The following is a 13,459-nucleotide window of genomic DNA, read 5'->3' on the forward strand; positions in this document are numbered from 1 at the left end:
GCATGTTTGCGATTGCCTTCTTTGAAGCACGACAGCGTTTCAAGCTGCTGTCCACCTGGGTGTATTTCGCCATGTTCCTGGCGCTGTCCATGCTGTGGATGGCCGCCTCGGGCGGCGCCTTCAAGGAAGTGTCGATCAGCATGGGCGGCAGGTTTTTGATCAATGCGCCGCGCTCGCTGGCCCTGAGCTGCGCCGTGCTGGGCTGCTTCGGCGCGGTGGTGGTGGCCGCCATGATGGGCCGCTCGGTGCAGCAGGATATCGAATACGGCATGCAGCATTTCTTCTTCAGCGCGCCGATCCGCAAATACGAGTATGTGTTCGGTCGCTTTCTCGGCGCCACCCTGGTGCTGGCGGTGGTGTTTGCCAGCATTATCCTCGGTGCCTGGCTGGGCAGCTGGTTGCCCGGCATCGACCAGGAACGGCTGGGGCCGCAGCGCCTGCTGGCCTATCTGATGCCGTATGTCTTTACCCTGCTGCCCAACCTGTTCATCTTCGGCGCCATCTTTTTCGTGATTGCCGCGCTGACGCGGCGCATGTTGCCCGTCTATATCAGCTCGGTGGTGATGCTGATCGGCTACCTGGTGGCGCCGTCGCTGGCGCGCGACCTGGACTTCAAGACGGTGGCCGCGCTGATCGACCCCTTCGGCACCACGGCCCTGATCAACCTGACCGAATACTGGCCCAATGCCGAACGCAACACGCGCCTGGTCACGCTCGAGGGCGTGTATCTGGTCAACCGCGCCATCTGGTGCGGCCTGGCCCTGCTGGCCTTGCTGCTGGGCTACTGGCGCTTTCACTTCCACGCCGCGCCCGACAGCGGCTCGGCCAGGCGCCAAGGCGACGCCACGCCGCCCGCGCGCCTGTCGAACAGCGCGCTCGACACGCATGAGCCGCCCGATTTTGCCCGGCGCAGCCTGGCCGCCCTGCTGCTGCAGATGAGCTGGCTGAACCTGCGCGAAACCATCAAGAACATTTATTTTGTCGTCATCGTGCTGGCCGGCGTGCTGGTGATGTACGCCAGCGCGCTGGACATGGGTTCGATATATGGCACCAATACGTATCCGGTGACGGAAAAAGTGCTGGACATCGTCAGCGGCGCGTTCGCGCTGTTCATGCTGGTGATCACCACCTTCTATGCGGGCGAACTGGTGTGGCGCGAGCGCGAAAGCGGCTTGCAGCTGATGCTCGACGCCCTGCCCGTGCCGAACTGGCTGCCACTGCTGTCGAAACTGTTTGCGCTGATCGGCCTGCAGGCATTGCTGAGCCTGGTGATCATGTTGTGCGGCATGTCGATCCAGATCGTCAAGGGCTATTACCGGCTCGATCCCGGCCTGTACTTTGAAGCGCTGTTTCTGACCCAGTTGCCCGGCTATGCCCTGACGGCCGTGCTGGCGATTTTCCTGCAAGTGCTGATCAACCAGCGCTACCTGGCCTACTTTGCCATGATCCTGTATTACGGCGCGACCCTGACCTTCGGCTCGCTGGACCTGAGCAATCCGCTGCTGTTGTATGGCAATACACCGGGCTTCCTCTACTCGGCCATGAACGGCGCCGGCCACTACCTGCTGCGCGAACGCTGGTACCTGCTGTACTGGAGCGGCGCGGCCGTGATGCTGACCGTGCTGGCCCTGCTGTTCTGGCCGCGCGGCGCACACGACAGCTGGCGCATCCGTCTGCGCCTGGCGCGCCACGCCCTGAGCCAGCCGGTGCTGGCCAGCTTCGGCGCCGGCCTGGCCGTCTTCCTGGTCGCCGGGAGCATCCTGTTCTATACCTTCCATATCGCCAACGACTACAAGTCCGGCTATGCGCGCGACGCCGAGCGCGCCAGCTTCGAGCGCCAGTACCGCAAGCTGGCGGCCACGCCGCAGCCGCGCATCGCCGACGTCAAGCTTGACGTGGCCATCTACCCGGCCCAGCGCACCCTGAAGGTCAAGGGGCACTACCTGCTGGAAAACCGCACCGCCGTGCCAATCAGCCAGATTTTCATCCAGCAAGACCCGACCGCCAGCATGCGGCTGCGCTTCGATACGCGCGTCCATCCGGGCCTGGACGATACGCGCCTGGGCTTTTACAGCTACCGCCTGGCCGCGCCGCTGCTGCCGGGCGCCACCCTTGGCCTCGATTTCGACGTCGACTACGCGCCGCGTGGCGTGCTGGGCCTGGGCCAGGACACGCCGGTGGTGGCCAACGGCACCTTCTTTACCAATGCCGTGCTGCCGCATGTCGGCTACCAGCCGCAGCTGGAACTGAACGATCCGCGCGACCGCAAGCGGCACGGTTTGCCGCCGCGCGCGCGGGCGCTGGCGCGCGACGATGCGCGCGGCCTGGCCGACAATCATGTCGGCAACGACGCCGACCGCATCGGTTTTGAAGCGACCGTCAGCACCGTCGATGGCCAGACGGCGATCGCGCCCGGCATGCTCGACAACGACTGGATAGACAAGGGCCGCCATTACTTCCATTACAAGATGGACCAGCCCATCCTCAATTTCTATGCCGTCCAGTCGGCCCGCTACGCCGTCCGGCACGAGCGCTGGCAGGACGTGGCCATCGATGTGTATTACCAGCCGGGACACGAATATAATCTGGACCGCTTCGTGCGCGGCAGCAAGGAAGCGCTCGAGTACTACACGAAAAACTTCGGCCCCTACCAACAGAAGATCGTGCGCATCGTCGAGTTCCCACGGTACCAAACCTATGCGCAGTCGTTTCCGGGCACCATACCGTTTTCCGAAGGCCTGGGTTTTGTCGCCAGGGTCGACGACAAGAACCCGAAGGATCTCGACTATCCGTTCTATGTCACCGCGCATGAAGTGGCTCACCAGTGGTGGGGCCATCAGCTGGTGGGCGGCAACACGCGCGGCGCGAGCGTGCTGAGCGAAACACTGGCCGAATATTCGGCGCTGATGGTGATGAAAAAAACCGGCGGCCCGAACAGGATGCGGCGCTTCCTGCGCTACGACCTGAACCGCTACCTGATGGGCCGCGCGGAAGAGCGCAACCGCGAGCTGCCGCTGGCCGACAATGAACGGCAGGACTATATCCACTATCACAAGGGCGCGCTGGCCATGTATCTGCTGCAGGACATCGTCGGCGAAGACAAGATCAACGGCGTGCTGCGCGAACTGCTGCAACAGCATCGGCGCCAGTCGCCGCCGTACGCCAGCGTGACGGCGCTGATCGATGGCTTGCGCCAGGTCACGCCGCCGGAGCAGGCTTACCTGATCGATGATCTGTTCGAGAAAATCGTGCTGTTCGATAACCGCGCGCTGGCGGCCACGGCGCGCAAGCTGACGGACGGACGCTATGAAGTCACCATCAAGGTGCAGGCCGGCAAGGTGCAGGCGGGCGAACAGGGAGAAGAGCAGGAAGTGCCGCTGCGCGACCTGATCGAGATCGGCGTCGATGACAAGGATGGCAATGCGCTGCTGCGCGAACGCAAGCTGATGAGCAGCAAGCAGGCCAGCTACACGGTGGTGGTGGCCACCCGGCCGGCCAGGGCGGGCATCGATCCCGACAACAAGCTGATCGACCGCAAGCCGGACGACAATATGATCGCAGTCGATATCAGCGAGCGCTAGGCGCCAGGCCAGGCCAGGCCAGGCCAGGGTATCAGGCGCGGGTGGCCACGCTCAGGCTGATGCCCATTTCGCTGAAGACGGCCAGGTCGCCCAGCGGCAAGTCCAGCGGCACCGCCGTCGAGGCACCTGGCGATTCGCCACCGCGCAATTCAAATTGCAGCTCGGCCACGATGCGCGGCATGCTGAAGGTGACGCCGCGCGAGCGGCATTCGGACAAATAGCTGCGTATGCGCGAGGGCAAGACCTGCGCCTGGCTGGCCTGCGCCACCAGCAGTTCGAAACCGGAATCGAGATACACGCGGCCCGCGCCTTTCGGCTCGCCCTTGCGCCACTGGCGCTCGGGCTCGGTCGGCAGGACTTCCAGGATGGACTTGAGCGTGAGGTCGTCCCCATGCACGGTCAACTTTGCCATATTCATCGTCAAACTTTCTAGCCTGCACGCTACCAAAGCGGCGGCGCGATCATCAGACGGCCTAGTCTACGCATGGTCGGCAATTATGTCCACACGGCAATATTTAATGACAGCTTGACCTTGCGCAATATCAAGCCCGCCCGGCACGATGCCGGACGGGCCAGCGGCTTACGCCTGCTTGCCGATCGCCTGCAGGGCGGCCCGCACACCGGCACCGTAGGCCGGATCAGCCTGGTCGAAATGGGCCAGCTGGCGTTGCAAGGTTTCCTCACGCACCAGACTCAAGGGACCGGCCAGGTTATCGAACAGGTTCTGCTTGCCCTCTGGCGTCAGCAGGCGGAACAGATTGCCGGCCTGCGTGTAGTCGTCTTCCGTGCCACGGCCATCGTAGCGCGCCGCGCCGCCATCGAGCGCCAGGGCCGGCTCGCCATGGCCCAGGCCCTGCGGCGCGCTGCCGGCCGCGGCCACATTGGCGTAATTGCGCGCCGAACCACCGTTGTTGACCGCCATCGCGCCGTCGCGCTGCTGGTTATGAAAAGGGCAGCGCGCCGCGTTCACCGGCAAATGCTGGTGATTGGTGCCGACCCGGTACAGCTGGGCGTCGTGGTAGGCAAACAAGCGGCCTTGCAGCATCTTGTCGGGCGAATAGCCCATGCCCGGCACGGCATTGGCCGGCGAAAACGCCGCCTGCTCCACTTCCGCGTGGTAATTGTCCGGATTGCGGTTCAGTTCAAAGATGCCGACCGGCAGCAATGGGAAATCCGCATGCGGCCACACTTTCGTCAGGTCGAACGGATTCCAGCCCGTGCGCTGTTCCCACTCGACGAGTTGCGCCTCGGTCGCCACCTGCAGCTTGACCTCCCACTGCGGGAAGTCGCCCCGTTCGATGGCGCCGAACAGGTCGCGCTGGGCGTAGTCCGGATCGGCACCGGCCAGGCGGCCCGCTTCGGCAGCCGGCAAGTTTTTGATGCCCTGGCGCGTCTTGAAATGCCATTTCACGTAGACGCGCTGGCCGTCGGCATTGATCAGGCTGTACGTGTGGCTGCCGAAGCCATCCATGTGGCGGTAGCCGTCGGGCGTGCCGCGGTCCGAAAACAGCATGGTGACCTGGTGCAGGCTTTCCGGCGCATGGCTCCAGAAGTCGAACATCATCTCGGCCGATTTCAGATTGCTGTGCGGGTCGCGCTTTTGCGTATGGATAAAGTCGGGGAACTTGATCGGGTCCTTGATGAAGAACATCGGCGTATTGTTGCCGACCAGGTCCCAGTTGCCCTCTTCGGTATAGAAGCGCAGGGCGAAGCCGCGCGGATCGCGTTCGGTGTCGGCGCTGCCGCGTTCGCCACCCACGGTGGAAAAGCGCGCGAAGGTGGCCGTCTGCTTGCCCACTTCACTGAACAGCCTGGCCTTGGTATAGGCGGAAATATCGTGCGTGACGGTAAACGTGCCGTAGGCGCCGGAACCTTTTGCATGCACCACGCGCTCGGGAATGCGCTCGCGGTTGAAATGCTGGAGTTTTTCCAGCAGATGAAAATCCTGCAACAGCAAGGGCCCGCGCGCACCGGCGCTGGCGGAATTCTGGTTATCGGCCAGCGGAATGCCGGAAGCGGTGGACAGGGGAGTATTTGGCGGCGGCGTGCTCATGGTGCTTTCCTTCGTTGGTGACTGATGGATACAGTGTAACGAGCGCAGCAATAAAGGAAAAGATAATTGATTTTATCGATTCAATAGGTATTTACAATGATGCCGCAAGCTGCCGGCCGACGTTCGACAGACAAAAAAAAGCCAGGGATGTCCCTGGCTTTTTGCTTGCTGCAAACTGCTGCTTACTCGGCCGCCGCGGCCTTCTTGGCGGGCGCTTTTTTCACCGCCGGCTTTTTCACCGCCGTGGCTTTTTTGGCCGGCGCCTTCTTGACGGCCGCTTTTTTCACCGGCGCCGCAGCTTCTTCGCCCTCGACTTCGGCCGCCGCCTTGCCCTTGGCTGGCGCCTTGGCGCCCGGCTTGGCCTTGCGTTCTTCGAACTCGAAGCTTACCTTGCCATCCTTGCCGCGCACCAGGAAAGCCTTGAACGGACGGCGCGTGCGCTGCGAAACAAAGCCGGGCAGCAGGTCGGTCTTGCCATCGTTGAGCAGTTTTGCCATTTGTTCCGGCAAGATTTCCTGCTGCAGGATGATGCGGCCGCTGCGGAAGTCGCACGTCTTCGGTTTCGCCACGCTGTGTTCGCACACATAGGCCAGGCCCATTTCATACACGCCGCCGTTGCACTTGGGACAAGGTCCCAGCGCCGTCTGGCCCGTGAAGTCGACGCCTTCGCCGTCTTCGCTCTCGTCGTTCTGGCCGAAATCGAATTCCAGTTTGAAATTCTTGATCTCTTCATCGCGCACGATGCGCAAAATCGCGGCAAACGGACGACCCATTTTCGAGCGGAAACCTTGCAACGGGCCGATGGTGCGGTCCTTCAGCAATTGCTCCACCTCCGCGATCTCGAACTGGCGCGAACCCGGCGTCTTGCTCATCGAGAACTCGCACTTGGTGCAGGCAAAGCGGCGGTAGTTTTCCTTGACCACGCTCTGGCAGTTCGGGCACGGGGTGACCAGGGTCGCGTACTCGCCCGGGATGGTGTCGTTGTCGTATTCCTTGGCGCGCTTGACGATGATTTGCGTCATCTGCGCGATTTCACGCATGAATTCATCGCGCGAAATCTTGCCCTTTTCCATCTGCGACAGCTTGTATTCCCACTCGCCCGTCAGCTCCGGCGCCGTCAGTTCGTTGACGCCCAGGCCCTTGAGCAAGGTCATCAATTGCGAGGCCTTGGCGGTCGGCATCAGCTCGCGGCCTTCGCGCAGCAGATAGCGTTCCGTCAGCAAGCCCTCGATGGTGGCCGCGCGCGTGGCCGGCGTGCCGAGTCCCTTGCCGGCCATCGCATCGCGCAGCTCGTCGTCGTCGATCAGCTTGCCCGCGCCTTCCATGGCCGACAGCAAGGTCGCCTCGGTATAGCGCGCTGGCGGTTTCGTCACCAGGCCATTGGCGCTGACGCTTTCGGTCTGCACTTTTTCGCCCTTGGCGACCGGTACCAAGTTGCCGTTGCCATTGCTTTCCTTGTCGGCGTCGGTCGATGCTTCCTTGCCGTAGATCGCCAGCCAGCCCGGATTGGTCATGACCTTGCCTTCGGTCTTGAACTGATGGCCGGACACTTCCGTGTAGCGCGTGGTGACCTGGAACTCGGCAGGCGGGAAGAACACGGCCATGAAGCGGCGCGTGACCAGGTCGTACAGTTTCTGTTCCGGCTCGGACAGGTTCTTCGGCGCGATGGTGGTCGGAATGATCGCGAAGTGATCCGAGATCTTCGTGTTGTCGAAGATGCGCTTGTTCGGCTTGACCCAGCCCTTGTCGATGATCTGCTTGGCGAACTGGTGGTAGTTGCTGTTGTCCTTGACCGTTTCCAGCGCCTGCAGCACGGTCGGCATATAGTCTTCCGGCAGGTGGCGCGAATCGGTACGCGGGTACGTCAGCACCTTGTGCTTTTCGTACAGCGCCTGGGCCAGGCCCAGCGTGTTCTTGGCGGAAAAACCGAAACGCGAGTTCGCTTCACGCTGCAAGCTGGTCAGGTCGAACAGGCCCGGCGCCATCGAGGTGGTCGGTTTCGATTCTTCCGTGACGATGCCCTGGCGGCCGCGGCAGGCGGTGGCGATCGAATCGGCCGCCGCCTTGCTCCACAGGCGCTCGGCGCGTTTTTCCGGATCGTTCTCGTCCTTCTTGAACTTGGTGTCAAGCCAGCGGCCTTCGTAGATACCGGCCGCGCAGACGAATTCGGCGCGCACTTCCCAGAAGTCGCGCGGCACGAATTTCTTGATCTTGTCTTCGCGTTCGACCACGATCGACAGGGTCGGCGTCTGCACGCGGCCCACGGTGGTCAGGTAAAAGCCGCCCTCTTTCGAGTTGAACGCCGTCATGGCGCGGGTGCCGTTGATGCCGATCAGCCAGTCCGCTTCCGAACGGCAACGCGCCGCATCGGCCAGCGGCAGCATTTCTTCGTCGCTGCGCAGGTGCGAAAAACCGTCGCGGATGGCGCCCGGCGTCATCGACTGCAGCCACAGCCGCTTGACCGGCTGCTTGGCTTTGGCGTTTTGCGCGATCAGGCGAAAAATCAGCTCGCCTTCGCGCCCGGCATCGCAGGCGTTGATCAGGGTGGTCACGTCTTTGCGCTTGATCAGCTTGTTCAATACTTTGAGGCGCGCTTCCGTCTTGGCGATCGGGTTCAGCGCGAAATACGGCGGTATCATCGGCAGGTGCGCGAAACTCCATTTGCCGCGCTTGACGTCGAATTCTTCCGGCACGGCGATTTCCAGCAAGTGGCCAACCGCCGACGACAGGACGTATTCATCCGATTCAAAGTACTCATCGTGCTTGGTAAAGCCGCCAAGCGTCTTCGCGATATCGTTCGCGACAGAAGGCTTCTCGGCGATGATGAGGGTTTTTGTCATAGTTATTAGTCTCGAAAAATGCTCTAGGATAGTGTCAGCATGCGCATCATACAGTGCATTGCCGGGCGCCGACGCTTTTGTCTGCGCGGGGCCGTGTGACTTGTGGTCTTGTCAAGCGGCCAATGATAAGCGCCTTGGTGAGAAAACCGCAAGTTATCTAAAGACAACAATGCGCAGGAGCAAATGCAGGCACGGGGCAGACAGTCAGGTGGGCAAAAGGCGGCGGGCGGCGGGCAAGGGCCAGGCCGCCTTGCTGTATTCAGTGTAGCAGGCGGGGCGATAATTCTTCGTCGGAACCGAACAGGTCGTCAAACATCAGCGCGTCCGGCTCCTTGCCCTGGCTCCACAGCAGCATCAGCACGATGACTTTCAGCTTGCCCAAAGTGACGGGCGCTTCATCGAGGGCCAGCGCCCGTTCGATGACGATTTCGCGCTGCAGCGGCGACAATACCTTGGCGCTTTCGAGGAACTGGATAAAGCCGATGGCGGCCGTGCCCAGCACGTCGCTTTCTTGCTGAACGTAAAAACGCGTACCGGTGGAACTGGCGGTCAGGACTTGCTCGGCGCCCGCCATCGCGTTCAGGTCGGTCAGCCAGACCAGCGCTTCGGAGATCTCCACGTCATCAAAGCCGACAGCCGACAGCTTGCGCGCCAGCGCCGCCGGCTCGGGGCAGGCATCGGGGCGATAATAAGTCTCGTAGAGATAAACCAGGATATCGAACATGACTCTACTCTATCAGCTAAGCTCGCTGCGACACAAGTGCGCCAGCGGACAAAGCGGCGCCGTGCGGCAAGGCCGCCACACAAGTGACAAGCTGTCATTTGCAGCGTTGAAACAGTCCTCCCGGCAAGCGCTCCACCAGCCCCGCCATTTCCAGCGCCAGCAGTTCGCCCATCACCTCGGCCATCGCCAGGCTGCTGCGCGCGGCGAGGGTGTCGGCGTCGCAGGGGTCGTGGCCCAGCGCGGCCAGCAAGGGATGGGCCGGCGCAGCCAGGAGCGGGTGGGCCGGCGCCACCGTGCCGGCGGCAGCGGGCCACTGCAGTTCCTGCAGCACGTCGTCGACCGAATCGACCAGCTTGGCGCCCTGCTTGATCAGGGCGTGGCAACCCTTGGCCAGGGTGGCATGGATCGAGCCCGGCAAGGCATAGACATCTCGCCCGTACTCGCCGGCCAGGCGCGCCGTGATCAATGAACCGGACTGCGCCGCCGCCTCGATCACCAGCACGCCGCGCGCCAGGCCGCTGATCAGGCGATTGCGGCGTGGAAAATTGCTGGGAATGGCGGGCAAGCCCAGCGCATATTCGCTGACGATGCAGCCTTGCGCGGCAATCCTTTGCGCCAGATCAAGGTTGCGCCGGGGATAGACCAGATCGGCGCCCGTGCCGATCACCGCCACCGTGGCGCCCTCGCCGCGCAAGCCGCCCTCGTGCGCATGGGTGTCGATGCCCAGCGCCAGGCCGGACACGATCGTCAGCCCGGCGTGGCTCAAGGCCTCGGCAAACGCGGCCGCGTTCTGCATGCCCTGGGTGCTGGCGTTGCGGCTGCCGATCACCGCCACGCAGGGGCGCGACAGCAGTTCGGGGCGGCCGCGTACATATAAGAGCAGCGGCGGATCGGGAATTTCCAGCAGCAGCGAAGGATAAGCATAGTCGGCCAGGGTCAGCACGGCATTGCCGGGCTGGCTCAGCCATTGCAGGGTGAGTTCCAGTTGGCTGTTGGCAACCGGCCTCGGCGCCTGCAGGATGGCGCGCGCCACGCCCGCCGGCACCACCTCGCGCAGCGCGTCGAAGGACGCGGAAAATATGCCCTGCGGCAAACCGAAGCGCGCCAGCAAGGCGCGCGCCGCCACCGGCCCCACGCCTGGCAGCCATTGCAGGCGCAGCCAGAACGCCAGTTCGCCGCCCTGGTCTTCGCTCACCGTATTTGCATCCATGACACCCTCGCCCCTTCGATCCGCGACGTCCGTCTTCCATGGTAGCGGCGCACCGGGGCGGGCGATATCGACGGGCGCAACAAAGGTGCACACTTCGGTGCACGGTTCCTGGCGGCAAACGGCCTGCCTTGCACAGCGAGACGGGCGTCTGTGATAAAATTTCTCCTTCAATCAGCGCAAAACCACCGGCGATCCAGCGCCGCGCACAGCCTTCATGTGCCCAGCTAATTCAACCAGCCAAACTACCGAATTCGTATGTCCATCTTAAATATCCTGCGTTACCCCGATCCGCGCCTGCACACCGTCGCCAAGCCGATCACCGACTTTGGCGACCAGTTGCAGACCCTGATCGATGACATGGCCGAAACCATGTACGACGCGCCCGGCGTGGGGCTGGCGGCGTCGCAAGTCGACCAGCACATCCAGATGATGGTGATCGACATCACCGAAGAAAAGAACCAGCTGCAAGTGTTCATCAATCCGGAAATCACCTGGGCCAGCGAAGAAAAGCAGGTCTACGACGAAGGTTGCCTGTCGGTGCCGGGCGTGTACGACGGCGTCGAGCGCCCGGCCCGCATCAAGGTGCGCGCGCTGGACCGCCAAGGCAAGCCGTTCGAACTGGAAGCCGATGGTTTGCTGGGCGTGTGCATCCAGCACGAAATGGATCACTTGCTGGGCAAGGTCTTCGTGGAATACCTGTCGCCGCTGAAGCGCAACCGCATCAAGACCAAGATGGTCAAGGAAATCCGCGGTCTGGAACGCGAAGCAAGCCTGCGCGCGCAAAATCGCCGTTTCTGACCGTCTGCTGGTAAACTGGCGGGCATTGTCATACCCGCCAGGCACAAGCCTGCGCACTTCACGACTAGGAACCCGATGAAAGTGATCTTCGCAGGCACGCCTGAATTTGCCGCCACCGCCCTGAAAGACTTGCACGAAGCGGGTTTCACAATTCCCCTGGTGCTGACCCAGCCCGACCGGCCTGCCGGCCGTGGCATGCAATTGCACGCCTCGGCAGTCAAGCAATACGCGCAGCAGCATGATATCGAGGTGCTGCAACCGCTCTCTTTACGCATGGACAGCAAGGACCCGCAGCGCGCGGCCGAAGCCCGCGCCGCCCACGAACGACTGCTGGCGACGGACTACGATGTGATGGTGGTGGCCGCCTATGGCCTGATTTTGCCGCGCAGCACGCTCGGCATTAAACCCTGCATCAATATCCACGGTTCCCTGCTGCCGCGCTGGCGCGGCGCGGCGCCGATCCACCGCGCCATCGAAGCGGGCGACGATGAAACCGGCGTGACCATCATGCAGATGGAAGAAGGCCTGGACACCGGCCCGATGCTGGCCATCGAACGAGTGGCGATCGAGGCGGGCGACTCGACCGCCACCCTGCACGACAAGCTGGCCGCCCTGGGCGGACGCATGATCGTCGCCACCTTGCGCAAGATGCAGGAAGCGCCACTGGTGGCCGTGCCGCAGTCGGAAGCGGGCGTCACCTACGCGTCAAAAATCGCCAAGGACGAAGCGGCCCTCGATTTTTCCCAGGGCGCGCTGGAACTGGGCCTGAAAATCCGCGCCTTCAATCCCTTCCCCGGCGCCTGCGGCCAGGTCGATGGCGTGGCCATCAAGATCTGGGCCGCCGACGTGCTCGAGGCCGACAGCGCCCAGCCGGCCGGCCAGGTGCTGGCGGCCGACGCCCAGCATGGCATCGTGGTGGCCTGCGGCACGGGCGCCTTGCGCCTGACGCAATTGCAAAAGCCGGGCGGCAAGCGCTTGCCGGCGGTGGAATTCATCAAGGGCTTTGCGCTCGACGGCAAGCGCTTCAGCTGACACCCCGCGCACCGCGCGGCGCGTGCCACGCTGAAAATCACGGTAGCCGGATAGACGCAGGCCCCGGCACGCCCGCCGGGCATGCGCCGCATCATGCCGGCAACGTCCTTGCATACGCGTTTCCACATATAAGTATTGGCTATCTCACCGTCCTGTGAGGGAATACGCGCATTAGGGCCTTGAGCAAACGTTCAGGGGGGAAAGATTCTCCGCGCCTCCACTATCCGGCGCCACCCCAAGTAGTTGGACAGATAGCGCGTCGCCACGCCATGAAACGCACTCAGCCATTCCCGCAGACGGCGGTGATGCCGGCATCATTCCCACTTTTTTCGATGCCATAGCCTTTTTTATTTCCGCATCATCGCTTGCGACATGACTTGTCGCGCATGCCTCTCATGATGAGCTGCGCTGTCACCAGATTGCTGGCGCTACGGAATGCGTGCCCGTACCCGATACGCTTTAACAAGATATTCAATTTACTTCTGCAAAATTTCTTTTTGGAAATATATAATTAGCATCTCAAACAAGTAACATTTTCTGTTTTATATGCTGACGGCCTGGCGATATGCAACTTAAAGAGGCAATACGATTGACTAAAAAGACAATCAAGCGTTCGACACGCAAAAAAAACTAGGTCAGCACATTTAGCTCATCGCACAGTTTCTCCAGTCCCGCCAGATAGTGGGCGGGATCCTTGCGGAAACGATGGCGCTGGCAGCGCGCCTGGCGACGCCGCTCCAGGTCGGCGCGCGTCGCGCGCCATCGGTCTTGCGGTACGGCGGCGAGCATGTCGCGCGTCACCGTGCCGGTCCGGGTAAACAGCGCTGCCGGCATGCGCACACTGCCACTGAGCACCAAAGAAGGCGAGGCCACCTTGCGGCCACTGGCACGCCGTTCGTGGTAGCGCAGGCTGCCGAAGGCCTGCTCCAGCGCATTGTTCGTGCGGGGCAGTCCGGCAATGCGGTAACAATGGAACACATCGCCGCCGTAACTGGCGCTCACCTTGACGAAGTGCGACAGGGCCTTGCACAAAGTATCAGGCAGGTCGGCGCGCTTGGCGGCACTCTCCATTTGCGCGAGCCAGTCCCGATAACGCGCCATGAGCGCATCCGCCGATAGCCCCTCGTCATTGCGCAGGATCGCACTCGCGCCCTGCACCCAGGCCGCGCCTTGCGCCACCTGCGGCCACCATCGTGCGGTACTGCTCAGGGCGCGCCCGAG

The 13,459-nt window shown here is 62.6% G+C and carries 8 protein-coding genes and 2 pseudogenes; 3 read left to right on the forward strand and 7 right to left on the reverse strand.

Features of this window, described 5'->3' with window-relative positions; all coding sequences use genetic code 11:
* Nucleotides 1-2: 2 nt before the first annotated feature.
* Nucleotides 3-3,581 carry an ABC transporter permease/M1 family aminopeptidase gene (locus ACP7B7_RS11570; RefSeq protein WP_308923825.1) on the forward strand — a complete coding sequence of 1,193 codons (3,579 nt, stop codon included), beginning with the start codon at nt 3-5 and terminating at the stop codon, nt 3,579-3,581.
* 31 nt (nt 3,582-3,612) lie between these two features.
* Here the strand turns inward: ACP7B7_RS11570 and ACP7B7_RS11575 are convergent, their stop codons facing one another.
* From ACP7B7_RS11575 to dprA, 5 genes are all read right to left on the reverse strand, one after another.
* Entirely contained in the window at nt 3,613-3,993 is a 381-nt protein-coding gene (locus ACP7B7_RS11575; protein ID WP_308923824.1) for a hypothetical protein, read from the reverse strand.
* A 168-nt stretch (nt 3,994-4,161) separates the two neighbouring features.
* The gene (locus ACP7B7_RS11580; RefSeq protein WP_308923823.1) at nt 4,162-5,634 is read right to left on the reverse strand and encodes a catalase; all 1,473 of its coding nucleotides are present in this window, start codon (nt 5,632-5,634) and stop codon (nt 4,162-4,164) included.
* Nucleotides 5,635-5,816: 182 nt separating this feature from the next.
* The gene (locus ACP7B7_RS11585; RefSeq protein ID WP_426076756.1) at nt 5,817-8,474 is read right to left on the reverse strand and encodes a DNA topoisomerase III; all 2,658 of its coding nucleotides are present in this window, start codon (nt 8,472-8,474) and stop codon (nt 5,817-5,819) included.
* Nucleotides 8,475-8,733: 259 nt separating this feature from the next.
* Entirely contained in the window at nt 8,734-9,198 is a 465-nt protein-coding gene (locus ACP7B7_RS11590; protein ID WP_308923821.1) for a DUF494 family protein, read from the reverse strand.
* 94 nt (nt 9,199-9,292) lie between these two features.
* On the reverse strand, nt 9,293-10,408 hold the full coding sequence (gene dprA / locus ACP7B7_RS11595; protein WP_426076757.1) for a DNA-processing protein DprA: 1,116 nt from the start codon (nt 10,406-10,408) through the stop codon (nt 9,293-9,295).
* A 255-nt stretch (nt 10,409-10,663) separates the two neighbouring features.
* Here dprA and def point away from each other — a divergent pair, with 255 nt between their 5' ends.
* Both def and fmt read left to right on the forward strand, forming a co-directional pair.
* Nucleotides 10,664-11,206, forward strand: a complete 543-nt coding sequence (gene def, locus ACP7B7_RS11600) for a peptide deformylase (protein WP_308923819.1) — start codon at nt 10,664-10,666, stop codon at nt 11,204-11,206.
* Between the two features lie 75 nt (nt 11,207-11,281).
* Nucleotides 11,282-12,238: a methionyl-tRNA formyltransferase gene (fmt, locus tag ACP7B7_RS11605; protein ID WP_426076758.1), complete on the forward strand. Its 957-nt coding sequence runs from the start codon at nt 11,282-11,284 to the stop codon at nt 12,236-12,238.
* Nucleotides 12,239-12,377: 139 nt separating this feature from the next.
* On the opposite strand, the pseudogene ACP7B7_RS11610 reads toward fmt, so the two are convergent.
* Nucleotides 12,378-12,546, reverse strand: a pseudogene (locus ACP7B7_RS11610) (IS1595-like element ISJsp4 family transposase); the annotation flags it as partial.
* 322 nt (nt 12,547-12,868) lie between these two features.
* A pseudogene (locus tag ACP7B7_RS11615) lies at nt 12,869-13,459 on the reverse strand (ISNCY family transposase); the annotation flags it as partial.

This window comes from Janthinobacterium sp. PSPC3-1, assembly GCF_049896105.1.
GTDB lineage: Bacteria > Pseudomonadota > Gammaproteobacteria > Burkholderiales > Burkholderiaceae_D > Janthinobacterium.